Below are 22,073 nucleotides of genomic sequence, written 5' to 3' on the forward strand. Positions count from 1 at the left end.
GGGCGCTCCCCTGCCGGACGCGCAGATCGGGGCGAAGGGCAACACCTCGCCGCAGTTGCGCTGGTCCGGGTTCCCGGAGGGGACGAAGAGCTTCGCCGTCACCTGCTACGACCCGGACGCGCCGACCGGCAGCGGGTTCTGGCACTGGTCGGTGTTCGACATCCCGGTGTCCGTCACCGAGCTGCCCGCGGGTGCGGGCACGGGGGACATGGCGGGGCTGCCGGCGGGTGCGGTGACCGTGCGCAACGACGCGGGCACGCACGACTTCACCGGTGCGGCCCCGCCGCCCGGTGACGGCGAGCACCGGTACGTGTTCACGGTGTACGCGGTGGACCAGGAGAAGCTGGGGCCCGACGCCGCCGCGACGCCGGCCGTCGTGGGCTTCAACCTCCGCTTCCACACCCTCGCAAGGGCGCAGCTCATCGGCACGCACGAGGAGCCCGCGGCGGGCTGAAATTGCGTTGTCGCGGCCGGTCTCCCCGGGCACAGTGGAGCCACCTCGCCGCTCGGTGAGGCAAGTCGGGGAGGTGTGACCGGGATGCGCGAGACGCTGGTGCTCAACGCGAGCTTCGAGCCGTTGTCGACGGTGTCGCTCCGTCGTGCGGTGGTGCTGGTGCTCCAGGACAAGGCCGTCGTCGAGCGGGCGCACTCCGGTATGCGGCTGCGGGCGGCGAGCGTGGACCTGCCGGTGCCCCAGGTGATCCGGCTGTGCCGGTACGTACGGGTGCCGTTCCGAAGACGGGCGCCGTGGTCGCGGCGGGGTGTGCTGGTACGCGACCGGCACCGGTGCGCGTACTGCGGCCGGCGGGCGACGACCGTGGACCACGTCGTGCCGCGCTCGCTGGGCGGCGGCGACACGTGGCTGAACACGGTGGCGTCCTGCGCCGCGGACAACCACCGCAAGGCCGACCGGACGCCGGAGGAGGCGGGGATGCGGCTGCTGCGGCGGCCGTTCGAGCCGACGCCGGCGGACGCGCTGCTGCTGGCGCTGGGCGTGCGCGAGCAGGAGCAGTTGCCGGAGTGGCTGGCGCTGCCGGAGGGCCGCGAGGTGGGCGTCGCCGCGTGAGCGGCGGCGCCTCGGCGCCCGTCGTGCTGTCCCGTCCGTGCTGTCCCGTCCGTGCTGTACGGAGTCGAGCCCGCCCCCGGTCGTAGCGGCGACCGGGGGCGGGCTCGTGTCGTACGACGTACGCGGGGGCCGCGGGGGCCTATTCCAGCGGCGGCTGCTCGCGGTAGGTGGGGGCCTTGCGGGTGTTCGTCTTGGGGGCGCCGTCGCCGCCGCCGGTGGGCGAGGGCGGGCCGAAGTTGCCCAGGGCGCCGCCGAGTCCCTTGAGGGCGTCGCCGATCTCGCTGGGCACGATCCAGAGCTTGTTCGCGTCGCCCTCGGCGATCTTCGGCAGCATCTGGAGGTACTGGTACGACAGCAGCTTCTGGTCCGGGTCGCCGGCGTGGATGGACTCGAAGACCGTGCGGATGGCCTGCGCCTCGCCCTCGGCGCGCAGCGCCGCGGAGCGGGCCTCGCCTTCGGCGCGCAGGATCGCGGCCTGCTTCTCGCCCTCTGCGGTGAGGATCTCGGACTGCCGGACGCCCTCGGCGGTGAGGATCGCGGCGCGCTTGTCGCGGTCGGCGCGCATCTGCTTCTCCATCGAGTCCTGGATGGAGGTGGGCGGCTCGATGGCCTTCAGCTCGACGCGGTTGACGCGGATGCCCCAGCGGCCGGTGGCCTCGTCGAGGACGCCGCGCAGCGCGGCGTTGATCTCCTCGCGGGAGGTCAGGGTGCGCTCCAGGTCCATGCCGCCGATGATGTTGCGCAGGGTGGTGACGGTGAGCTGCTCGATGGCCTGGATGTAGCTGGCGACCTCGTAGGTGGCGGCCCGGGCGTCGGTGACCTGGTAGTAGATGACGGTGTCGATGTTGACCACCAGGTTGTCCTGGGTGATCACGGGTTGGGGTGGGAACGGCACGACTTGTTCGCGCAGGTCGACGCGGTTGCGGATGGTGTCGATGAACGGCACCACGATGTTGAGGCCGGCGTTGAGGGTGCGCGTGTAGCGGCCGAAGCGCTCGACGATGGCCGCACTGGCCTGCGGGATGACCTGGATCGTCTTGATGAGTGCGATGAAGACGAGCACCACCAGGATGATCAGGACGATGATGATCGGCTGCATGCTGCTCCCCGGTTAGTGATCCAATTGTGCTGCCCAGCCGCCGAGTGTGGCAGAACGGCCCTGCCCGTAAGGGCGCTTCCGGTCACATGACGACGGCGGTCGCACCGTCGATGTCCACAACATCGACCGTCCGACCGGGCTCGTAAACCTCGCTCGAGTCGAGCGTCCGGGCACTCCACACCTCGCCGGCGAGCTTGATGCGCCCCCCTGAGCCGTCGACGCGCTCCAGGACCACCGCCTGTCTGCCCTTGAGGGCGTCGATGCCCGTCGCCGACCCGCCCTGGCCGCGATGGCGGCGCGCCACGGGTCGTACGACGGCGATGAGGGCCGTCGAGACGACTGCGAACACGATCACTTGTACGGTCAGGCTGCCCCCCAGGCCGGCCGTCACGGCGGCGGCGACCGCGCCGACCGAGAACATGCCGAACTCCGGCATGGCGGTCAGCACCAGAGGAATGCCCATGCCCACGGCGGCGATCAGCCACCACACCCATGCATCCACGTGCCCAATGCTATTGCGGGGCAAGGGATTCGGGACAGATGCCCGGGGGCTGTGGCCGTGAAGCTACGTCTCTGGTGGGCCGGGTGGCCAGGCGGTGGCTACGCCTTGGACATCGGGAGGCCCTGGGCCGTCCAGCGGTCGCCGGCGCGGTCGAGGACGAGCGGCAGGCCGAAGCAGAGCGAGAGGTTGCGGGAGGTCAGCTCGGATTCGATGGGTCCGGCGGCGAGCACCTTGCCCTGCCGGATCATCAGTACGTGGGTGAAGCCGGGGGGGATCTCCTCGACATGGTGCGTCACCATGATCATCGAGGGCGCGTACGGGTCGCGGGCCAGCCGGCCGAGGCGGCGTACCAGGTCCTCGCGCCCGCCGAGGTCGAGGCCGGCGGCCGGCTCGTCGAGGAGGAGCAATTCGGGGTCGGTCATCATGGCGCGGGCGATCTGGGTGCGCTTGCGCTCGCCCTCGGAGAGGGTGCCGAATCTGCGCTCCAGGTACTCGCTCATGCCGAGGCGGTCGAGGAACGCCTTGGCGCGGTTCTCGTCGACGGCCTCGTAGCGCTCCTGCCAGGTTGCGGTCATGCCGTACGCGGCGGTGAGGACGGTCTGGAGGACGGTCTGGGCCTTGGGCAGCTTCTCGGAGAGCGCGGCGCTGGCCATGCCGATGCGGGGGCGCAGTTCGAAGACGTCGACGCTGCCGAGTTTCTCGCCGAGGATCTGGACGGCGCCGGTGGAGGGGAAGAGGTAACTGGAGGCGATGTTCAACAGGGTGGTCTTGCCCGCGCCGTTGGGGCCGAGGATGATCCACCGCTCGCCCTCCGCGACCGACCAGGAGACCTGTTCGACCAGAGCCCTGCCGTCGCGGACCACCGATACGTCCACCAGCTCCAGTACATCGCTCATGAGCGTGCCGTCTCCCCTTGCAGTGTCGGTCCTTCGTACGCGGTGCGCGCCTGCGACACCGCCCCAGGGCAAACCTACGCCACGCGATGTCGGACCCGGTCCGTAGGCTGGTGCCATGCTCGAAGAACCACGTTCAGGCCGGCTGGCGGCCTGGGGAAATGCCCTGCTTTCCGGGCACATCTCGCCCGACGAGGCGGCGGAGCGCATCGTCGCCGACGATGACGGGCACCGGGTGGCGGGGCTGCCCGAAGAGGAGTCCGCCGAGGGTGTGGGCCTGACCCTGGCGCTGGGCCGGCTGCGTGCGCTGGGGGCGAAGGGCCTGCGGGTGGCGCTGCCGGTGCCGGGGCATCCGCTGGGGCTGTCCGGGCCGCCGGAGTTCAACTCGCTGGCGCTGGACGCGGGCGAGGCGGTGCTGGTCACCGGGGGGCCGGCGCTGGGGCTGGTGCCGGAGGTGTGGTCGGTGGGCCCGGAGGGGGACGAGGTGGTCCGGGTGCGGTGGCGGTGCCGGCGGGTGCGGGAGGCGCCGCCGGCGGACGTGCCGTCGCTGGGCGAGGCGGAGCGGGAGCTGGCGGAGGCGATGCGGGACGCCACGGAGGTGCTGGCGCGGCTGGACGTGGCGGGTTCCGGGCCGGTCGCGGAGGCGGCGCTGGCGGCGTACCGGGCGCGGGCGGAGCGCGGGCGCGAGGTGCTGGCACCGGGGTATCCGCCGCGGGCGGTGCGGGTGCTGGAGCTGGCGCAGCGGGTGGGGGCGCTGGTGGACATCGCGCGGGACGAGGGGCACGGGGCGGCGGTCAGCGCGGGGCAGATGGCGGCCCGCGGGGAGGCGCTGCGGCCGCTGGAGCGGACGGCGCGGCGGGCGCGGGTGGCCGCGTACAACGCGTTCGTGGAGGAGTTGGAGCGCGGTTGACGTGCGCGGGCGCGCGGGGCGCGCGGTGGCGCGTACGCCCCCGCGGTCGTGCCGTGGGGGGCGTACGCGACGGAAGATGCGCTGCGTCAGCCGTTGACGCCGGTGTTGCCGAACGGCGCGTTCAGCAGGCCGACGACGGACACGTTGTTGCCGACGAGGTTCACCGGCACGTGCAGGGGGACCTGGGCGACGTTGCCCGACACGATGCCAGGCGAGCCCTGGGCCGCGGCCCCGGCACCGGCGTCGGCGACCGCCGCGCTCGCCCCGGCACCGGCTGCGAGACCCGCGGTGGCGAGGACGAAGGCCGCCTTCTTCACTGCATGCATGGAAAGTCGTTCCTCCTGTTGGCTGCGCACACCCCGGGCTCGGGGGTGCATGCTGCGCAACGGCTGAGGAGTCCAGCGGGACACGCCGCGGCGGCCGGAGCCCACCGTTCGGCGCAATGGGCGGCGATCGTACGAACGCCGCGGGCGCGCCGGACCGGCCCGCCGGGCGGTGCCCGGGGGCCGGTTCCGGGGCCGGTCGACCGGGGTCGTCAGCGGTTGAGGCAGAGGTTGCCGAACGCCGGGTTCAGCGCACCGATGACGGTGACGGTGTTGCCGCAGGCGTTCACGGGCACGTGGACCGGCACCTGGACCAGGTTGCCGGAGCCGATGCCCGGCGAGCCGACGGCCTGGCCCCCGGCGGCGGCGCCGCCGTGCGCGGCGGCGATGCCCGCGCCGGCCATGGCCAGACCGCTCGCGGCGATGGTGACGGCTGCCGCCCTCTTCAGGTTCCTCATGGGTTTCCTCCTCGCGTCGGCCACGGCGGGTGCCGTGGCACGCCATGGAGAACGCGGGGGGCGCGGCGCGGTTGCGCCGTGCGGGCGACATCTACACGACAGTATGAATCTCGGATCGGAAGACCGGCATTCCGCCGGGGCCGGCGCGCCGCCGGCGGGTTGTCGTATCAGCCGCTCAGGCCGTGTCGTACGGCCCAGAGGGCGGCCTGTGTGCGGTCGGCGAGGTCCAGCTTCATCAGGATGTTCGACACGTGCGTCTTGACGGTCTTCTCCGAGACCACGAGCGCGCGGGCGATCTCCCGGTTCGAGCGGCCGTCCGCGATCAGCGCCAGCACCTCGCGCTCGCGCTCGGTCAGGGTGGTCCCCCGCCCCTGTGAAGGGCCGCCGCCGACCTCCTGCGAGAGCAGCGCCCCGGCGACGTCCGGCTGGAGCAGGACGTGCCCGGCGTGCACCGAGCGGATCGCCTTGGCCAGCGCCTCGGGGTCGACGTCCTTGTACACGTAGCCCGCGGCGCCCGCGCGCAGCGCGGGGACGACGGTGCGCTGCTCGGTGAAGCTGGTGATGACCAGCACGCGCGCCGCGCTGCCGGACTCGCGGATGCGGCGCAGCGCCTCGATGCCGTCGGTGCCGGGCATCTTCACGTCCATCAGCACCACGTCCGGCACCAGCTCCGCGGTACGGGCCACGCCCTCGTCGCCGTCGGCGGCCTCGCCGACGACCTCGATGTCGTCCTGTACCTCCAGGAAGGTGCGCAGCCCGCGCCGGACGACCTGGTGGTCGTCGACCAGCAGCACCCGGATCTTGCCGGGCACGGCCGGGCCCTCCGCGCCGTCGGTCCTCTGCTTCTCGCCCGCCTCAGCCACCGGGCACCTCCATCTCGATCACGGTGCCCTGCCCGGGCGCCGACTGGACGGTCAGGCCGCCGCCGACCCCGGCGGCGCGGTCGCGCATGGACACCAGGCCCAGGTGGCGGCCGGCGGAGCGGACCCCGATGTCGGCCTGGTCGAATCCGCGGCCGTCGTCGCGCACCCGCAGCCGCGCGCCGCGGCCCTCGCGGGTGAGCGCGACCTCGACCAGCCCGGCGTCGGCGTGCCGCAGAGCGTTGTGCAGGGCCTCCTGCGCGACCCGTAGCAGCGCCTCCTCCTGCGCCGCGGGCAGTGCGCGTACCTGCGCGGAGGTGAAGGTGACGCGGGCGCGGTGGGCCCGGTCGAGCACCTGCACCTGGGTGGCGAGGGTGGCCACCAGGCCGTCGTCGTCCAGGGCCGCGGGCCGCAGCTCGACGACGGCGGCGCGCAGCTCGTCGGCGGCGTCGGCGGCGAGCCGCGCGACCTGCTGGAGCTCGCCCTTGGCGCGCGTGGGGTCGCGGTCGACGAGGGCGGCGGCGGCCTGCGCGGTCAGGCGCAGCGAGAAGAGTTTCTGGGAGACGGCGTCGTGCAGCTCGTGCGCGATACGGGCCCGCTCGCCCGCGATGGTCAGCTCGCGGCTGCGCTCGTAGAGGCGGGCGTTGGTCAGCGCGATGGCGGCGTGGTCGGCGAGGGTGCGCAGCAGGGCCTCGTCCTCGGCGCTGAAGCGGCAGCCGTCGGGGCCGGGCGGGTCGTCCGGCTCGCACTGCTTGTTGGCGAGGAAGAGCGCGCCGAGGACCTCCTCGCCGTCGGCGATGGGGGCGCCGACGAAGTCCCGCAGCCGCGGGTGGGCGGCGGGCCAGCCGCCGAAGCGGGGGTCCTTGCGTACGTCCCCGAGGCGCACCGGCTCGGCTTCCTCCAGCAGCGCGGCGAGGATGCCGTGCTGGCGGGGCAGCGGGCCGATGGCCTTCCACTGCGCGTCGCTGACGCCGTCGACGACGAACTGGGCGAAGCCGCCGTGGTCGTCCGGGACGCCCAGGGCCGCGTACTCGGCCTGGAGCAGCTCGCGCGCGGAGGCCGTGATCGTCTGGAGCACGTCGCGGACCTGCACCTGCCTGCTCATGGCGAGCAGGGCGCGGCTGACCGCTTCGAGTCCGGCGGCCGGGCCGGCGGCGGGGGTGGACATGCGGATCACGCTACCCGCAGGGGCGGACGGCGTGATCCAGCCGCGGACCGGGCCCTGCTCAGCCCCCGGTCCTAGGCCGCTGTGCCGACCCCGCGGACCCCCCGGGTGTGAGCTGCGCCACGAGAGCCACGTCACCTACGAAGGGGAGTAGTGGCGGGGCACCGGGATACGCCCGGTCCGGGGTCGTCGGGCGCGGGACCAAAGGCCCTGCCGGACCTACGAGGCATGTTCGTAATAGGGGTCATTGCATCGAATTTCCCGTTCCTCTAACAATGTCCGGGTCCCCAGAAGTCGTGTGAAGAGGTCGGAGAGAACGATGCGAGAGAGCATGCACCGAATACGTGGCCGCAAGGCCGTCGTCGCCGCCCTTGCGGGCTCCGCGGCCGCCACGGCCGCCCTGTCCTTCGCCCCCGTCGCCACCGCCGCTGCCCCCGCCGGCAGCCCGACCCAGTCGCCGCGGGCCATCGCCAACAAGATGATCAAGAGTGACGCGCAGTTCCAGTGCTTCTCCAACATCGTGGAGCGGGAGAGTAGCTGGGACCACACCGCCCAGAACGCCTCCTCGGGCGCGTACGGCCTGGTCCAGGCCCTGCCCGCGACCAAGATGGCGACCGCCGGATCCGACTGGCGGACCAACCCCAAGACCCAGATCGAGTGGGGCCTGGACTACATGAAGGACCGCTACGGCAGCGCCTGTGACGCCTGGTCCTTCTGGCAGGCCAACAACTGGTACTGAGCAGGCAGCGGCTGCCACGCGCAGCCCCGGGCACACACGGCCGCGGGCGGCACCCCTTGCGAGGGGTGCCGCCCGTCTGCCGTGCGGGGTGCGGTCAGCGCATGACCTCCGGCTCGTGCTTGCGCAGCAGCCGGGCGACGACGAAGCCGCAGATCACGCCCATGACGAGCAGCACCCCGATGTTCAGCACGTACGTGCCCGCCGTGTGCTCCCACAGCGTGTCCGTCTCGCCGCTGTCCCAGGGCAGCAGCACGTTCAGGTCGGCCGTGGAGCCCATCGCGGCCACCGCCCAGCGCGAGGGCATCAGCCAGGCGAGCTGCTCCACGCCCGGGGTGCCGTGGAGCTGGAAGAGCACGCCGGTGAAGACCACCTGCACGATCGCGAACATCACCAGCAGCGGCATGGTCATCTCGGAGGTCTTCACCAGCGACGAGATGATCAGGCCGAACATCATCGAGGTCAGGCCCAGCGCGGTGACGCTGATCGTCAGCTCCGCCGCCGGCAGGTCGGAGAGGATCACGCCCTCCTCCGGCAGCTTGCTGCGGCTGAGAACGCCGATGGCGCTGATGACGGCGCCCTGGAAGACGGTGATGATGCCGAGGACGAGCACCTTGGACATCACGTACGCGGAGCGCGAGAGGCCGACCGCGCGCTCACGCTCGTAGATCACCCGTTCCTTGATCAGCTCGCGCACGGAGTTCGCGGCGCCGGAGAAGCAGGCGCCGATCGCGAGGATGAGCATGATCGTGCCCGCATCCCTGTTGATCAGGTTGAGCTTCGCCGGGCCGTAGCCGAGGCCGAACTCGGCGGGGATGACCATGCTGACCACGCCGAGGACCACCGGCAGCGCGATGGTGAGCGCGATGAAGAAGCCGTCGGAGGCCAGGACGGAGACGTACCGTCTCATCAGCGTCCAGAGCTGCGGCATCCACGCCTGCGGCTTGGAGGGCCGGAGCATCTGCGGGGGCTGCATCGCGACGGGCTGCGGGGCCACGGCGTCGATGTCGGCGGCGTACATCTGGTAGTGCTGCGAGCCCTGCCAGCGGCCCTTCCAGTCGTAGTCGCGGTAGTTCTCGAAGGCGGAGAATATGTCGGCCCAGCTCTCGTAGCCGAAGAAGTTCAGCGCCTCCTCGGGCGGGCCGAAGTACGCCACGCCGCCGCCCGGCGCCATGACCAGCAGCCGGTCGCAGAGCGCCAGCTCGGCGACGGAGTGGGTGACGACGAGGACCGTACGCCCGTCGTCGGCCAGGCCGCGCAGCAACTGCATGACGTCGCGGTCCATGCCCGGGTCGAGGCCCGAGGTGGGCTCGTCCAGGAAGATCAGCGACGGCTTGGTGAGCAGTTCCAGGGCCACCGAGACGCGCTTGCGCTGGCCGCCGGAGAGCGAGCTGATCCGCTTCTCCTTGTGGATGTCGAGCTTCAGCTCGCGCAGCACCTCGTCGACGCGGGCGGCGCGCTCGGCCTCGGCGGTGTCGCCGGGGAACCGGAGCTTGGCGGCGTAGCGCAGGGCGCGGGTGACGGTGAGCTGGGTGTGCAGGATGTCGTCCTGCGGCACCAGGCCGATGCGGTGGCGCAGCTCGGCGAACTGCTTGTAGAGGTTCCGGTTGTCGTAGAGAACCTCGCCGACGTCCGCGGGGCGGTAGCCCGTCAGCGCCTTGAGCAGCGTGGACTTGCCGGACCCGGACGGGCCGATGACCGCGACCAGGCTCTTCTCGGGCACGCCGAAGGAGACGTTGTCCAGGATGACCTTGCCGCCGTCGACCTTCACGGTCAGGTGGCGGGCCGAGAAGCTGACCTCACCGGTGTCGACGAACTCCTCCAGCCGGTCCCCGACCAGCCGGAAGGTGGAGTGACCGATGCCGATGATGTCGTCGGGGCCGATGGGCCGCCGGCCGCGCTGCGGGAGCTGTTCACCGTTGACGTACGTGCCGTTGTGGCTGCCGAGGTCGACGATCTCGGAGCGGCCGTCGGGCGTGGACCGGAACTCCGCGTGGTGGCGCGAGACCTGGAGGTCGGAGACGACCAGCTCGTTCTCCAGCGCACGGCCGATGCGGGTGACGCGGCCCAGCGAGAGCTGGTGGAACGTCGTGGGGCTGCGGTCGCCGTAGACCGACGGACCGCCGGGGCCGCCGCCCGGTCCCGCGCCGGCGGGCGGGCGCTGCGGCGCCGAGTGCTGCTGCTGCGGCACGTACGGCTGCTGCTGGGGCGGCATGCCGGCCGGCGGCCCCTGGAACGGGGGTCCCTGGGGCGGAGGCCCCTGCGGCGGCCCGCCCCAGCCGGCGGGCGCGGGCGCGTGCTGCGGCGCGACCTGCTGGGCGCCGGGCGGCTGCTCGGCCATCGCGGTCTGCGCGCTGTACACGTCGGGGGCGGCGGCGCCGACCGGCGCGGAGAGCCGCAACTGCGGCCCGTCGGTGGCGTTGCCGAGGTACACGACCGAGCCGGGGCCGACCTCGATCTGGTGGACCCGCTGGCCCTCCACGTACGAGCCGTTGGTGCTGCCGACGTCCTCCAGGAGCCAGCTACGGCCGCCCCATCTGAGGCTGGCGTGCCGCCAGGAGACCCTGGCGTCCTCCAGCACCACGTCCCCCTGCGGATCCCGGCCGACGCGGTAGGCACGCGCCGGATCGAGAGTCCATGTCTGTCCGTTCAGTTCAAGTACGAGTTCAGGCACTCCATGCCCCACAAAGTTGTCCCCCGAGGTGCCCCTTGTACGGCACCTGACTTCAACAAGCCCGTAAGGAGTCTAGGGATGGCGAACATCCTGAGGAACTATTTCAGTAACAGTCGCTTCACGAAAACGCGGGCCAGGGGGCGAGACGGAGTAAGAGATTCCATTTTCCCCTCGCGCCAGGGCGATTCGCGCCCGTTGACGGTACTTGATCACCTACGGACAGTGGTGACGCATACACGCGGGCGAGGAGATCCGGGGGTGCGCCCGGATGGACACGGGAAGCACCGGGACCCCTGTGATCCACTGGCGCCTACGTCGGCATGGCCGCCGTCGCGTACGCGGCGTACGCACCGGGCCCGTACCTCCCGACAGAGGGCTACCCGGCCACCTGGCGCCCCGGCGAGCCGCGCGGCTCCCCCTGCCGCCGCGGCCCCTGACCGCCCCGGACGCCCCGCCCCCGCCCGTTCGGCCGCCCGCAACCGCACATACCCCCCGCCGCAACCTCCCAGCCCAGCGGCCCCGCCGATGCCCGCCGCAACCCCGACCCGTCCGGCTGCCCACGGGCCGCACCGCGATACCGTGGTGCCATCATGACCACCGCCGCGCGCACGCTTCTCGTCAAGATCTTCGGCCGCGACCGCCCCGGACTCACCGCCGCCCTCTTCGACACCCTCGCCGCCTACCGGGTCGAGGTCATCGACATCGAGCAGATCGTCACCCGCGGCCGTATCACCCTCTGCGCCCTGGTCACCCCGCCCGTCGGCGCCACCGAGGGCGAGCTGCGCGCGACGATCCACTCGTGGGCCGGCGCCAAGCGCCTGGAGGCGGAGATAATCTCCGGCACCGGCGACAACGAGCCGCGCGCCCCCGGCCGCTCCCACGTGACCGTGCTCGGGCAGCCGCTGACCGCCGAGTCGACCGCCGGTATCGCCGCCGCGATCACCGGCAGCGGCGGCAACATCGACCGCATCTTCCGGCTCGCGAAGTACCCCGTCACCGCCGTCGAGTTCGAGGTCTCCGGCGCCGCCACCGACGCGCTGCGCACCGCGCTGGCCACCGCCGCCGTCCGCCTCGGCGTGGACGTCGCCGTCGTGGCCTCCGGGCTCCAGCGCCGGGCGCAGCGGCTCGTGGTGATGGACGTCGACTCCACCCTCATCCAGGACGAGGTCATCGAGCTGTTCGCCGCGCACGCCGGCTGCGAGGCCGAGGTCGCGGAGGTGACCGCCGCCGCGATGCGCGGCGAGCTGGACTTCGAGCAGTCCCTGCACGCCCGGGTGGCGCTGCTGGCGGGGCTGGAGGACTCGGTGGTGGACAAGGTGCGCGAGGAGGTGCGCCTGACGCCCGGCGCCCGCACCCTGATCCGTACGCTCAAGCGCCTCGGCTACCAGGTCGGCGTCGTCTCCGGCGGCTTCACGCAGATCACCGACGACCTCCAGGACCGCCTGGGGCTGGACTTCGCCGCCGCGAACACCCTGGAGATCGTCGACGGCAGGCTCACCGGCCGGATCACCGGCCCCGTCGTGGACCGGGCGGGCAAGGCCCGGCTGCTGAGCGGCTTCGCCGCCGAGGCGGGCGTGCCGCTGTCGCAGACGGTGGCGATCGGGGACGGCGCGAACGACCTCGACATGCTCAACGCGGCGGGCCTCGGGGTGGCGTTCAACGCCAAGCCGCTGGTACGGGAGGCCGCCCACGCGGCGGTGAACGTGCCCTTCCTCGACACGGTGCTCTACCTGCTGGGCATCACGCGCGACGAGGTGGAGGCGGCGGACACGACCGGCTGATGCGGTCGCCGAGGTCGCGCAGGAAGTCCGCCAGCTCCGGCGGCTCGCGCACCTCGAAGTCCACGCCGAGCAGCGCGATCCGCACGGCCAGCCAGTCGAGCGCGTCGCCGCCGGTGACCAGCGTGCAGCGGTCCTCGCCGGCCGGCTCCAGCAGTCCGGCGCCGCGCGGGAGGCGGCGTACGGCCTCTTCGAGGGGTACGTGCAGGGTGACGACGGCGCGGTAGCGGCCCCGGTGGCCGGCGATGGACTCGGCGACGAAGGCGGCGGCGTCGGCGGCGGGCAGGTCGCGCGGGGGGTGGCGGACGCCGGTGGGCCGCGGGTCGTCGACGCGGTCGACGCGGAAGCTGCGCCAGCCGGCGCGGTCGCGGTCGTAGGCGACGAGGTACCAGCGGCGGCCGGTGCTGACGAGGCGGTACGGCTCGACGTGCCGGCGCGTACGGGCCGGGTCACCGCCGTGCGGGTCACCGCCGGACCGCTCGGCACCCGGTTGCTCGCCACCGGACCGGTCACCACCGTGGGACTGCTCACCGCCGGGCCGGCCGTCGCCCGTCTGCTCACCGCCGGGCCGGTCGCCGCCCGGCCGGTCACCGTCGGGCCCGTCTCCCCCGCCCGCGCGCTTCCCCCGGTACCCGAACCGCAGCCCCTCCCCCCTGCTGCTCGCCGCGGCCAGCACCGCCAGCACCTCCGCCGCCACCGGCGCCCCGTCCGCCGCCACCGCGCCCGCCGGGCTCACGGTCAGCGGCACCGTGGCCCGCTTCAGCGCCGAGACGCGGCGGCGCAGCCGCGCCGGGAGCACCTGCTCCAGCTTGGCGAGGGCCCGTACCGACGTCTCCTCGATCCCCGCGACGCCCCCTCCGGCCACGACGCGCAGCCCCGCCGCGACGGCGACGGCCTCGTCGTCGTCGAGCAGCAGCGGCGGCATCGCGGTGCCGGCGGCCAGCCGGTAGCCGCCGACGGCCCCGACGGTGGCGTCCACGGGGTAGCCCAGCGCGCGCAGCCGGTCGACGTCGCGGCGTACCGTGCGCACGCTGACGCCGAGGCGCCCGGCCAGCTCCGGGCCGCTGTGCTCACGGCCGCTCTGGAGCACGGACAGCAGCTTCAGCAGCCGGGCGGAGGTGTCACCCATGCCTCGATGATGCCCCGGAAGGCGGACACGTTCCGACCGCCTTCGGCCTGCCGCTACGGGGCTCACTGCTGGTGCGGCGCCCAGAACTCGGTCAGCCGGCCCACGCCGTGCTCCACGGACTTCCACGGGCCGGTGAACTCCACCACCGCCACGCCCGACGTCGGGAAGCCGCGGCTCAGCCTGGTCAGCGCATCGCCCTCGGCGGATCCCGCGAGCGCGTCGGCGAGGCCGTGCATGCCGGGGTTGTGGCCGACGACCAGGACCGTGGAGACGTCGTCGGGGACCTCGTTCAGCACCTGGAACAGCTCGCCGAGGGACGCCTCGTACAGCCGCTCCTCGTAGACGGTCCGCGGCCGCCGGGGAAGCTTGCCCACGACGAGCTTCCAGGTCTCGCGGGTGCGCTTGGCGCTGGAGCAGAGGGTCAGGTCGGGGTCGATGTCGTGGGCCGCGAGGAACTCTCCGGCGGCGGGGGCGTCGGCGCGACCGCGCTCGGCGAGCGGACGCTCGTGGTCGGAGTCCTGGGCCCATTCGGCTTTGGCGTGTCGGAGTAGCACGATGCTGCGGGGCGTTCCTGCGCTCATAAGTTCAGCTTCGCACGAAACGGGCCGCGGGGTCCGGGCAGTTCGCAGGGTCTCCCGCCAGGAGTGACGGGCCGCGACGCCGCCCGCGGGCGGGGGTTCAGAGGAGCCGGAGGGCGAAGAGCGCGGTGAACGCCAGGGCGGGCAGGGCGACGGACCACCACGGCAGCCAGCGCTGCGCCACCGGTGGTGCGGGCTGGGTGTGTGCACCGGCTGACATCTTCGCCTCCGTGGGGTTGCCTGACGTCCCGAGTCCCTCGTACTGCTTCGAACCTACGGACCCCGGGCCGCCCGTCCCATCCGGTGACCCACCCAGTTCCCCCTGACCCTGGCCCCCTAGGGGAGGGTGGTGCTAGCCCCACCCAGGGTGCCCCGCCGCCCCCGCGCGGGGCCGCGGGGCGGGGATGCGAGACTGGCCGTATGCCCGTGCTCGACCCGAACCCCCAGAACGGGCAGCGCAAGCTGCTCTACGTGCTCGGCGCGATGCTCGCCATCACGGTGGTCATCGGCGTCATCGCCACGATCGCCTCCCCCTGAGGCCCGCGCCCCGCGCCGTCGTGCCGCGTGGCGCCCCGGTGCCGCCGCCCGGCCCTCAGAGCTCGTCCTCGACCACGCGGTTGCGTCCGGCGGCGATCCCCACCGCCACCTGGGCGAGCATGAAGCACGCGAGCACCGCCAGCGGGACGTCCCAGCCGTCCGTGGCCCCGTAGAGCGCGCCGACGGCCAGCGGGCCGGGGATGGAGATCAGGTAGCCGGTGCTCTGCGCGAAGGCGGAGAGCCGGACGAGGCCGGCGTGGCTGCGGGCCCGTACCCCGATGAGGGTGAGGACCAGCGGGAACGCGCAGTTCGACACGGCCAGCAGCAGTGCCCACACCCAGGCGCCGCCCGCGGGCGCCAGCCACAGACCGACGTAGCCGCCGAGGCCGCACGTGCCGAGGACCACGACCAGCGGCCCCTGGTGGTTCAGCCGGGCCGCGATCCGCGGCAGCACGAAGGCCAGCGGGACGCCCATGCCCATGGCGACGGCGAGCAGCAGCCCGGCGGTGGACGCGGGCACGCCGGCGTCGCGGTAGATCTGCGGCAGCCAGCCGAGGATGACGTACGCGGCCGTGGCCTGGAGGCCGAAGAAGACGGCGAGCGCCCACGCGGTGGGGCTGGCGGTGATACGGACCGGGCGCGCCGGCTCCGCGGCCGGCCCACCGGCGCCGCCGCCCCCGGCGGACGGGTCGGACGCGTCGGACGCGGCGCGGCGGGAGCCGCGCGCCAGCACCACCCACGGCACCACGGCGAGGGCCGCGACGCCCGCCCAGACGGCGAGGCCGAGGCGCCAGCCACCGCCCAGCGCCTCGCTCACCGGCACGGTGACGCCGGCGGCGGAGGCGGTGCCGAGGGCCAGGCCCATCGAGTAGAGCCCGGTCATCGAGCCGACCCGGTGCGGGAACCAGCGTTTGACGATGACGGGGATCAGAACGTTGCCCACCGCGATGCCGCCGAGCGCCAGCGCGCTGGCGGCGAGGAACGCGGGGGTGTTGCCGAAGAGCGGGCGCAGCGCCAGGCCGGCGGTGATCGCGACGAGCCCGCCGCCGACGACGGCCACGGGGCCGAAGCGGCGGGCGAAGCGCGGGGCGAGGCTGCCGAAGACGGCGAAGCACAGCGGCGGCATGGAGGTGAGGAGCCCGGCGACCGTGCCGCTCATGCCGATGTCGGTCCGTACGTCCTCCAGGAGCGCGCCGAGCGAGGCTATCGCGGGCCGCAGGTTGATCGCCGCGAGCAGCAGCGCGGGGACCATGAGCCGCAGCAGCCACGGCGCCACCCGCGCCGAGGGGGAACGCCGCGAGGCTTCGGCCGGCTCGGTGGCCCGCGCTTCTCCGGTCGTCTCCCTCGGTGTCTCGACGGGTTTGGCGAGGATGCTGCGGCGTGACATGCAGACCATCATAGAATCATTGGATGAATGGTTGTCCACTCCGCTGTCCGAGCACGGGAGAGACATGGGACTGACGTCGCCGCGCCGATCGAGCCTCACCGACCAGGTGATCGCCCAGTTGCGCACGCAGATCACCGCGGGCGAGTGGCCGGTCGGCAGCCGCATCCCGACCGAGCCGGAGCTGGTGGAGCAGCTCGGCGTCGCGCGGAACACCGTCCGCGAGGCGGTGCGGGCGCTCGCGAACAACGGCCTGCTCGACATCCGGCAGGGCTCCGGCACGTACGTCGCGGCGACGAGCGAGCTGGCGGGCGTCATGCAGCGCCGGTTCGCCGGGGCCCGGCCGCGGCATGTCTCGGAGCTGCGCAGCGCGCTGGAGGCGCAGGCGGCGCGGCTGGCGGCGGTGCGGCGGACGGAGACGGAGATGGCGCAGTTGGAGCTGCTGCTGCGGCGGCGCGAGGAGGCGTGGGAGTCGGGGGACGCGGCGGCGTTCGTGGACGCGGACGCCACGCTGCACCTGTCGGTGGCGACGGCGTCGCACAACGAGGTGCTGACGGCGATCTACGCGGACCTCGGCGAGGTCGTCCGCACGACGCTGCGCTCCAAGGTGGGCGACGTACTGCTGCCGGCGAAGTACCTGGACCACGCCCGGATGGTCGCGGCGATCCGCGCCGGGGACGCGGCGACGGCGGCGGAGGAGGCGGGCCGGCACGCGTACGGCTGCATGCCGGAGCCCACGCTCAGCGGAGGCTGACGGACGGCGCACCCCCGGCTAGCCGCCCGGTACGTCCCGTATCCGCTCGTGGCTGACCCACGCCCGGGCGACGCCGAACCAGCAGCGGTCGCTCAGCTCGCCGCTCTCCGCGGGGTCCAGCCGCATCCGCATCCCGTCCACGTCCGGGTCCCACCACCGGGCGCACTCGATGTGCAACTGCACGGCGTCGGTGTAGGGCCCGGCGTTGTAGCAGCGGGCGGTGACGGTCGACCCGGCGACGGCGGTGCGGCACTCGGCCTTCGTCGCCCCTCCGGGGCCGTCGGCGTCGCCGGAGCCGTCCGCGGCGCGCGCGGGCGCGGCGCTCAGCAGCAGCGCGGCGGCGGTGACGGCGACCGCCGCGCCCAGGGGCGTACGGCGGCGTGCGGGACCAGGGGTGCGGCGGCCGGAACGACGCGGGCCCTCACGCACCACGGAACCTCCTCGGCCGTACGGCGACGTCGCGCACGAGCGTCGCTGCTGCACCACAAGGGGACGGTAACTGTCCCTCCAGCGTGCGCCGCCGCCCCGCCCGCGGCCCACCGGCATACGCCGAACGGGCGACCCCCGCGGGGAGACCGCCCGTCTGCCGTGCCGGTCGTAGGAATGCGTCTGTGCGCTCCGCTACGCGCCCATGATGTGCACGCCGCCGTCGACGTGGATGATCTCGCCCGTCGTCTTGGGGAACCAGTCCGACAGCAGCGCCACGATCCCGCGGCCCGCCGGCTCCGGGTCCGCCATGTCCCACTCCAGCGGCGAGCGGGTGTTCCACACGTCCGCCAGGTCCGTGAAGCCGGGGATGGACTTCGCCGCCATGGAGCCGACCGGTCCGGCCGAGACCAGGTTGCAGCGGACGTTCTCCTTGCCGAGATCGCGGGCCAGATAGCGGCTGGTGGCCTCCAGCGCGGCCTTGGCCGGGCCCATCCAGTCGTACTGCGGCCAGGCGAACTGCGCGTCGAAGGTCATGCCGACCACCGAACCGCCGCCCTGCATCAGCGGCAGGCAGGCCATCGTCAGCGACTTCAGCGAGAACGCCGAGACGTGCATGGCCGTGGCGACGGACTCGAAGGGCGTGTGCAGGAAATTGCCGCCGAGCGCGTCCGGCGGGGCGAAGCCGACGGAGTGCACGACGCCGTCGAGCCCGCCCAGTTCCTCGCGCACGATGCCCTCGATGCGCGCCAGGTGCTCGTCGTCGGTGACGTCCAGCTCGACGACCTTCGTCGGCCTGGGCAGCTTCTTCGCGATGCGCTCGGTCAGGGTGGGCCGCGGGAACGCGGTGAGGATGATCTCCGCGCCCTGTTCCTGGGCCAGCTTCGCGGCGTGGAAGGCGATGGACGACTCCAGCAGCACGCCGCTGATGAGGACGCGCTTGCCGTCGAGGATTCCGCTCATGGTGCTCAGTGACCCATGCCCAATCCGCCGTCCACGGGAATGACGGCTCCGGTGATGTACGAGGCGTCGTCGGAGGCGAGGAAGCGCACGGCGGCGGCGACGTCCGCCGGCTGCGCGTACCGGCCGAGCGGCACCTGCGCGACGATCTCCGCCTGCCGCTCCTCGGAGAGCGCCCGCGTCATGTCGGTCTCGACGAAGCCGGGCGCGACGACGTTGAAGGTGATGTTGCGCGAGCCCAGCTCGCGCGCCAGCGAGCGGGCGAAGCCGACGAGCGCCGCCTTGGAGGCGGCGTAGTTGGCCTGGCCCGGGGAGCCCATGAGGCCCACCACGGAGGAGATGAGCACGACGCGCCCCTTGCGGGCCCGCAGCATGCCGCGGTTGGCGCGCTTGACGACGCGGAAGGTGCCGGTGAGGTTGGTGTCGAGGACGGAGGTGAAGTCCTCCTCGGACATCCGCATCAGCAACTGGTCCTTGGTGACACCGGCGTTGGCCACCAGCACCTCGACGTTGCCGTGCTTCTCCTCCACCTCCTTGTACGCCTGCTCGACCTGCTCGGTGTCGGTGATGTCGCACTTCACCGGCAGGCAGCCCAGCTCCACCAGCGCCGCGGGCGGCTCGCCGGAGCGGTACGTGAACGCGACCTTGTCCCCCGCCTCGGCGAACGCGCGGGTGATGTCGAGGCCGATACCGCGGTTGCCTCCGGTGACCAGAACCGAGCGGCTCAAGGACCCATCCCTTCTCCCAGGTGCTTCCCGGACTGTCTCCAGGACTCCTCACCCGAGAAGCTATCGGTACGGGACGCGCCACGGGCATTCCGCCCCCCACACAGGCCCGCGGCGGACACTTGTCGGGTTCCGACAGAAACCCGCTGGGCACCGGACGCCCGGTCGGGGCAAGATCGGCCGGGGGCCCGGACGGGCCCCTCGGCATCACACCCACCACCGACCGGAGGGCAGAACGTGAGCAAGTCGGTCCATTCCCTCGACGACGGGTTCCTCGCACTGCCGCTCGGCGCCCTCGCGGACGCCGCGCTCGCGCGGGCCCGGGCGCTCGGCGCCGACCACGCGGACTTCCGCCTGGAGCGGGTACGCAGCGCCGCCCTGCGGCTGAAGGACGCCAAGCTGGCGGGCTCCATGGACACCACCGACCTCGGGTACGCGGTGCGCGTGGTGCACGGCGGCGCGTGGGGCTTCGCCGCCGGGGTCGATCTGACGATGGACGCCGCGGCGCGGGTCGCCGCCCGGGCGGTGGCGATGGCGAAGCTGTCGGCACGGGTCGTCGCCGCGGCCGGGGCGGACGAGCGGGTGGCGCTGGCGCCGGAGCCGGTGCACGCGGAGAAGACGTGGATCTCGGCGTACGAGGTCAACCCCTTCGACGTACCGGACGCCGAGAAGACCGGGCTGCTGACCGAGTGGAGCGAGCGGCTGCTCGGCGCCCCGGGCATCTCGCACGTGGACGCCTCGCTGCTGGCGGTGCAGGAGAACAAGTTCTACGCCGACACCGCCGGCACCTCGACGACCCAGCAGCGCGTACGGATCCACCCCGAGCTGACCGCCGTGACCGTCACCGACTCCGGCGACTTCGACTCGATGCGCACCCTCGCGCCCCCGGCCGGCCGCGGCTGGGAGTACGCGACCGGCACCGGCTGGGACTGGGACGCCGAGCTGGCGCGCATCCCCGGCTGGCTCGCCGAGAAGATGGCGGCGCCGAGCGTCGAGGCGGGCTCGTACGACCTGGTGGTCGACCCGTCGAACCTGTGGCTGACGATCCACGAGTCGGTCGGCCACGCCACGGAGCTGGACCGCGCCCTCGGCTACGAGGCCGCGTACGCCGGCACCTCCTTCGCCACGTTCGACCAGCTCGGCACCTTGCGCTACGGCTCCGGCCTGATGAACGTCACCGGCGACCGCACCGCGGAGCACGGCCTCGCCAGCATCGGCTACGACGACGAGGGCGTGCAGGCGCAGTCCTGGGACCTGGTCCGCGAGGGCGTGCTCGTCGGCTACCAGACGGACCGCCGGATCGCGAAGCTCACCGGCGCCGACCGCTCCAACGGCTGCGCCTTCGCCGACTCCCCCGCCCACGTGCCCGTGCAGCGCATGGCGAACGTCTCGCTCCAGCCGGCGCCCGAGGGCCCGACGACGGAGGAGCTGATCGGCGAGGTCGAGCGCGGCATCTACGTCGTCGGCGACCGCTCGTGGTCCATCGACATGCAGCGCTACAACTTCCAGTTCACACAGCAGAGGGCATACACGATTCGGAATGGCCGCCTCGAAGGCCAGCTACGCAACGTTGCCTATCAGGGAACCACCACGGACTTCTGGGGTTCGATGGTGGCGATTGGCGGTCCTCTGACGTACGTCCTGGGAGGCACCTTTAGCTGCGGAAAGGCCCAGCCGGGGCAGTCCGCCTCCGTGTCCCACGGATGCCCGTCAGCACTCTTCACAGGAGTGAATATTCTCAACACCGAAGCCGAGTCAGGCGCCTCCTGACGAGCCATCCCGACAACGGGGAAGTCTGCACCAGGTCGACACGTCGTCACGACGAAGCTCCGCTCAGGCCACGTCATCCCAGTCCTCAACGTCATCCTCCGAGGGAGTCAGTTGGGGCGGGATGATGAGGCCCTTGAACGGCGCCAGGTTCAGCCCGAGGCGGTTGTGCATGGTTCGGGCCCCTCGGGTCATGGCGCGGCGCACCAGGTGCCCGTAGACCATCTCCGTCGTCCTGGTGGTGCGGTGTCCCACCCAGGCCGCCACCTCGAAGAGCGGGATGTCGGCATGGATCGCTTCGGAGACGAAGAAGTGCCGGAAGCTCTTCGGTGTGTACCGGGGAGTGCCCGCAGTCCGGGCCGCCGCCTTGAACTGATCCAGGAACCAGTCATAGGACGGGTGACGGTCGTTCAGCCGGGGTGACTCGAAGAACCAGCCCCGATCCCCCCAGGTGCCGAAGCTGTCGACGTGATCACCGAAGATCTCGTTGATCGACTCGGGCACCGGCGTTTGCCGTGCTTGGTCGAAGGCGCGATGTTTCGTACCCCGCTTCACTCCGCGCCGGTAGCCGGAGATCTCCTGACAGCCGTAGGCCGAGACCTGATGATCCACTGTCAGGACGGACCCTTCCCAGTCCATTGATTCGTCAGCCAGGGCAAGGGACTCCCCTGGCCGCGTTCCGCACCCCGCCATCGCCCAGAAGCCGGCACGGATCAACTTGGGAGCTTCCGCGATGATCCCCAACACTTCCTCCATGGTGGGGATGTCTTCGTCTGTGACCGGGGTGAGCGACTGGCCCGAACGCCTGCGGGGGTTCGCCTTCTTACACGGATTGCGACCGATAATCTCGGCAGCCACCGCATAGTTGAAGACGGAGGAAAGGACGTTCTTGCGTCCGTTGATTCCCGTTTCCTTGTAACCCCTCTGCTTCTGGTCCGCCTCCCACTCCTGGACCGTGGACGGGGTGATACTGCCGACGGCCTTGCTCCCGAAGAACGGGCCGTAGTGGTTGTCGTACACACTCTGATAGTTCCTCTTCGAGGATTCTTCGAGTGTTCCCGCCTCAACCCATTCGTTCCAGATTTCAGCGAATGTCCGCTGACTTGCTTTGGGGTTGAGGTACGTTCCCAGGTCCTTGTCCCGCTCGATTTTCACAGCGAAGGCTTCTGCGTCTTCGAGCTTCTTGAAGGAGACCTGCCGGGGCTTGCCTGCCCTACCTCCAGGCTCCCGGTAGGTCACCCGGTACGGCTTGTGATGGCAGGTCGCCTTCTTGCGTCGAGGGCAGGCGCAGTCCACCTTCTTGATCGTCGCCATGCATGTTCACCTCCTGCATGTTGATTGGTCAGCAT

General features: G+C 72.3%; 23 protein-coding genes (1 of these 23 cut by a window edge). 8 read left to right on the forward strand and 15 right to left on the reverse strand.

Going from position 1 to position 22,073, the window contains the following annotated elements:
• Nucleotides 1-454: the 3' portion of a YbhB/YbcL family Raf kinase inhibitor-like protein gene (locus QBL21_RS22780; protein ID WP_407564072.1), read on the forward strand. The gene continues 86 nt to the left of window position 1, outside the view; the window shows 454 of its 540 coding nt (coding positions 87-540); its start codon lies off the left edge, out of view; it ends in the stop codon at nucleotides 452-454.
• A gap of 84 nt (nucleotides 455-538) precedes the next feature.
• The gene (locus tag QBL21_RS22785) at nucleotides 539-1,066 is read left to right on the forward strand and encodes an HNH endonuclease (RefSeq protein ID WP_407564073.1); all 528 of its coding nucleotides are present in this window, start codon (nucleotides 539-541) and stop codon (nucleotides 1,064-1,066) included.
• Nucleotides 1,067-1,205: 139 nt separating this feature from the next.
• Here the strand turns inward: QBL21_RS22785 and QBL21_RS22790 are convergent, their stop codons facing one another.
• From QBL21_RS22790 to QBL21_RS22800, 3 genes are all read right to left on the reverse strand, one after another.
• A complete protein-coding gene (locus QBL21_RS22790) occupies nucleotides 1,206-2,165 on the reverse strand; it encodes an SPFH domain-containing protein (RefSeq protein ID WP_407564074.1) in 960 nt (319 codons plus the stop codon).
• Nucleotides 2,166-2,247: 82 nt separating this feature from the next.
• Complete coding sequence (locus QBL21_RS22795) at nucleotides 2,248-2,628, reverse strand: NfeD family protein (RefSeq protein WP_407566522.1); 381 nt, start codon at nucleotides 2,626-2,628, stop codon at nucleotides 2,248-2,250.
• 137 nt (nucleotides 2,629-2,765) lie between these two features.
• Complete coding sequence (locus tag QBL21_RS22800; protein ID WP_407564075.1) at nucleotides 2,766-3,563, reverse strand: ABC transporter ATP-binding protein; 798 nt, start codon at nucleotides 3,561-3,563, stop codon at nucleotides 2,766-2,768.
• A 115-nt stretch (nucleotides 3,564-3,678) separates the two neighbouring features.
• Between QBL21_RS22800 and QBL21_RS22805 the strand changes: the two genes are divergently transcribed.
• Nucleotides 3,679-4,470 carry a hypothetical protein gene (locus tag QBL21_RS22805; RefSeq protein ID WP_407564076.1) on the forward strand — a complete coding sequence of 264 codons (792 nt, stop codon included), beginning with the start codon at nucleotides 3,679-3,681 and terminating at the stop codon, nucleotides 4,468-4,470.
• A gap of 86 nt (nucleotides 4,471-4,556) precedes the next feature.
• On the opposite strand, the gene QBL21_RS22810 is transcribed toward QBL21_RS22805, so the two are convergent.
• The 4 genes from QBL21_RS22810 to QBL21_RS22825 form a co-directional block, all read right to left on the reverse strand.
• The gene (locus tag QBL21_RS22810) at nucleotides 4,557-4,796 is read right to left on the reverse strand and encodes a chaplin (protein WP_407564077.1); all 240 of its coding nucleotides are present in this window, start codon (nucleotides 4,794-4,796) and stop codon (nucleotides 4,557-4,559) included.
• 209 nt (nucleotides 4,797-5,005) lie between these two features.
• Complete coding sequence (locus QBL21_RS22815; protein ID WP_407564078.1) at nucleotides 5,006-5,251, reverse strand: chaplin; 246 nt, start codon at nucleotides 5,249-5,251, stop codon at nucleotides 5,006-5,008.
• A gap of 167 nt (nucleotides 5,252-5,418) precedes the next feature.
• Nucleotides 5,419-6,114: a response regulator gene (locus QBL21_RS22820; protein WP_407564079.1), complete on the reverse strand. Its 696-nt coding sequence runs from the start codon at nucleotides 6,112-6,114 to the stop codon at nucleotides 5,419-5,421.
• Complete coding sequence (locus tag QBL21_RS22825) at nucleotides 6,107-7,279, reverse strand: GAF domain-containing protein (RefSeq protein WP_407564080.1); 1,173 nt, start codon at nucleotides 7,277-7,279, stop codon at nucleotides 6,107-6,109. The genes QBL21_RS22820 and QBL21_RS22825 overlap by 8 nt, the downstream gene beginning before the upstream one ends.
• A 328-nt stretch (nucleotides 7,280-7,607) precedes the next feature.
• Here QBL21_RS22825 and QBL21_RS22830 point away from each other — a divergent pair, with 328 nt between their 5' ends.
• Complete coding sequence (locus tag QBL21_RS22830; RefSeq protein WP_407564081.1) at nucleotides 7,608-8,015, forward strand: transglycosylase SLT domain-containing protein; 408 nt, start codon at nucleotides 7,608-7,610, stop codon at nucleotides 8,013-8,015.
• Between the two features lie 94 nt (nucleotides 8,016-8,109).
• Here QBL21_RS22830 and QBL21_RS22835 read toward each other — a convergent pair whose 3' ends face one another.
• Nucleotides 8,110-10,686, reverse strand: a complete 2,577-nt coding sequence (locus tag QBL21_RS22835; protein WP_407564082.1) for an FHA domain-containing protein — start codon at nucleotides 10,684-10,686, stop codon at nucleotides 8,110-8,112.
• Between the two features lie 590 nt (nucleotides 10,687-11,276).
• Between QBL21_RS22835 and serB the strand changes: the two genes are divergently transcribed.
• The gene (gene serB, locus QBL21_RS22840) at nucleotides 11,277-12,467 is read left to right on the forward strand and encodes a phosphoserine phosphatase SerB (RefSeq protein WP_407564083.1); all 1,191 of its coding nucleotides are present in this window, start codon (nucleotides 11,277-11,279) and stop codon (nucleotides 12,465-12,467) included.
• Here serB and QBL21_RS22845 read toward each other — a convergent pair.
• Complete coding sequence (locus QBL21_RS22845; protein ID WP_407564084.1) at nucleotides 12,427-13,593, reverse strand: helix-turn-helix transcriptional regulator; 1,167 nt, start codon at nucleotides 13,591-13,593, stop codon at nucleotides 12,427-12,429. The two genes, serB and QBL21_RS22845, sit on opposite strands and share 41 nt — an antisense overlap.
• A gap of 62 nt (nucleotides 13,594-13,655) precedes the next feature.
• Entirely contained in the window at nucleotides 13,656-14,174 is a 519-nt protein-coding gene (locus QBL21_RS22850; RefSeq protein ID WP_407564085.1) for a SixA phosphatase family protein, read from the reverse strand.
• 417 nt (nucleotides 14,175-14,591) lie between these two features.
• Here QBL21_RS22850 and QBL21_RS22855 point away from each other — a divergent pair, with 417 nt between their 5' ends.
• Nucleotides 14,592-14,708 carry an SGM_5486 family transporter-associated protein gene (locus QBL21_RS22855; protein WP_018835810.1) on the forward strand — a complete coding sequence of 39 codons (117 nt, stop codon included), beginning with the start codon at nucleotides 14,592-14,594 and terminating at the stop codon, nucleotides 14,706-14,708.
• 55 nt (nucleotides 14,709-14,763) lie between these two features.
• On the opposite strand, the gene QBL21_RS22860 is transcribed toward QBL21_RS22855, so the two are convergent.
• On the reverse strand, nucleotides 14,764-16,107 hold the full coding sequence (locus QBL21_RS22860; RefSeq protein WP_407564086.1) for a CynX/NimT family MFS transporter: 1,344 nt from the start codon (nucleotides 16,105-16,107) through the stop codon (nucleotides 14,764-14,766).
• A gap of 52 nt (nucleotides 16,108-16,159) precedes the next feature.
• On the opposite strand from QBL21_RS22860, the gene QBL21_RS22865 reads away from it, so the two are divergent.
• Nucleotides 16,160-16,846 (forward strand): FadR/GntR family transcriptional regulator, encoded by a 687-nt coding sequence (locus tag QBL21_RS22865; RefSeq protein ID WP_407564087.1) that lies wholly within the window; start codon nucleotides 16,160-16,162, stop codon nucleotides 16,844-16,846.
• A gap of 18 nt (nucleotides 16,847-16,864) precedes the next feature.
• On the opposite strand, the gene QBL21_RS22870 is transcribed toward QBL21_RS22865, so the two are convergent.
• The 3 genes from QBL21_RS22870 to fabG form a co-directional block, all read right to left on the reverse strand.
• Entirely contained in the window at nucleotides 16,865-17,278 is a 414-nt protein-coding gene (locus QBL21_RS22870; protein WP_407564088.1) for a hypothetical protein, read from the reverse strand.
• Nucleotides 17,279-17,467: 189 nt separating this feature from the next.
• Nucleotides 17,468-18,235, reverse strand: a complete 768-nt coding sequence (fabI, locus tag QBL21_RS22875; RefSeq protein WP_407564089.1) for an enoyl-ACP reductase FabI — start codon at nucleotides 18,233-18,235, stop codon at nucleotides 17,468-17,470.
• Between the two features lie 5 nt (nucleotides 18,236-18,240).
• Complete coding sequence (gene fabG, locus QBL21_RS22880; protein ID WP_407564090.1) at nucleotides 18,241-18,960, reverse strand: 3-oxoacyl-[acyl-carrier-protein] reductase; 720 nt, start codon at nucleotides 18,958-18,960, stop codon at nucleotides 18,241-18,243.
• 234 nt (nucleotides 18,961-19,194) lie between these two features.
• Here fabG and QBL21_RS22885 point away from each other — a divergent pair, with 234 nt between their 5' ends.
• Nucleotides 19,195-20,727 (forward strand): TldD/PmbA family protein, encoded by a 1,533-nt coding sequence (locus tag QBL21_RS22885; protein WP_407564091.1) that lies wholly within the window; start codon nucleotides 19,195-19,197, stop codon nucleotides 20,725-20,727.
• Nucleotides 20,728-20,790: 63 nt separating this feature from the next.
• Here QBL21_RS22885 and QBL21_RS22890 read toward each other — a convergent pair whose 3' ends face one another.
• The gene (locus QBL21_RS22890) at nucleotides 20,791-22,038 is read right to left on the reverse strand and encodes a tyrosine-type recombinase/integrase (protein ID WP_407564092.1); all 1,248 of its coding nucleotides are present in this window, start codon (nucleotides 22,036-22,038) and stop codon (nucleotides 20,791-20,793) included.
• Nucleotides 22,039-22,073 lie beyond the last annotated feature (35 nt).

The organism is Streptomyces sp. 184 (genome assembly GCF_045781775.1).
GTDB lineage: Bacteria > Actinomycetota > Actinomycetes > Streptomycetales > Streptomycetaceae > Streptomyces.

Excerpts from the sequence above, each read along its gene's own strand:
- QBL21_RS22890 (WP_407564092.1), bottom strand. The coding sequence starts at position 22,038 with ATGGCGACGATCAAGAAGGTGGACTGCGCCTGCCCTCGACGCAAGAAG.
- QBL21_RS22855 (WP_018835810.1), top strand. The coding sequence starts at position 14,592 with ATGCCCGTGCTCGACCCGAACCCCCAGAACGGGCAGCGCAAGCTGCTC.
- QBL21_RS22805 (WP_407564076.1), top strand. The coding sequence starts at position 3,679 with ATGCTCGAAGAACCACGTTCAGGCCGGCTGGCGGCCTGGGGAAATGCC.
- QBL21_RS22790 (WP_407564074.1), bottom strand. The coding sequence starts at position 2,165 with ATGCAGCCGATCATCATCGTCCTGATCATCCTGGTGGTGCTCGTCTTC.
- QBL21_RS22795 (WP_407566522.1), bottom strand. The coding sequence starts at position 2,628 with ATGGGCATTCCTCTGGTGCTGACCGCCATGCCGGAGTTCGGCATGTTC.
- QBL21_RS22810 (WP_407564077.1), bottom strand. The coding sequence starts at position 4,796 with ATGCATGCAGTGAAGAAGGCGGCCTTCGTCCTCGCCACCGCGGGTCTC.
- QBL21_RS22825 (WP_407564080.1), bottom strand. The coding sequence starts at position 7,279 with ATGTCCACCCCCGCCGCCGGCCCGGCCGCCGGACTCGAAGCGGTCAGC.
- QBL21_RS22865 (WP_407564087.1), top strand. The coding sequence starts at position 16,160 with ATGGGACTGACGTCGCCGCGCCGATCGAGCCTCACCGACCAGGTGATC.
- QBL21_RS22815 (WP_407564078.1), bottom strand. The coding sequence starts at position 5,251 with ATGAGGAACCTGAAGAGGGCGGCAGCCGTCACCATCGCCGCGAGCGGT.
- QBL21_RS22845 (WP_407564084.1), bottom strand. The coding sequence starts at position 13,593 with ATGGGTGACACCTCCGCCCGGCTGCTGAAGCTGCTGTCCGTGCTCCAG.
- QBL21_RS22850 (WP_407564085.1), bottom strand. The coding sequence starts at position 14,174 with ATGAGCGCAGGAACGCCCCGCAGCATCGTGCTACTCCGACACGCCAAA.
- serB (WP_407564083.1), top strand. The coding sequence starts at position 11,277 with ATGACCACCGCCGCGCGCACGCTTCTCGTCAAGATCTTCGGCCGCGAC.
- QBL21_RS22830 (WP_407564081.1), top strand. The coding sequence starts at position 7,608 with ATGCACCGAATACGTGGCCGCAAGGCCGTCGTCGCCGCCCTTGCGGGC.
- QBL21_RS22800 (WP_407564075.1), bottom strand. The coding sequence starts at position 3,563 with ATGAGCGATGTACTGGAGCTGGTGGACGTATCGGTGGTCCGCGACGGC.
- fabI (WP_407564089.1), bottom strand. The coding sequence starts at position 18,235 with ATGAGCGGAATCCTCGACGGCAAGCGCGTCCTCATCAGCGGCGTGCTG.
- QBL21_RS22860 (WP_407564086.1), bottom strand. The coding sequence starts at position 16,107 with ATGATGGTCTGCATGTCACGCCGCAGCATCCTCGCCAAACCCGTCGAG.
- QBL21_RS22785 (WP_407564073.1), top strand. The coding sequence starts at position 539 with ATGCGCGAGACGCTGGTGCTCAACGCGAGCTTCGAGCCGTTGTCGACG.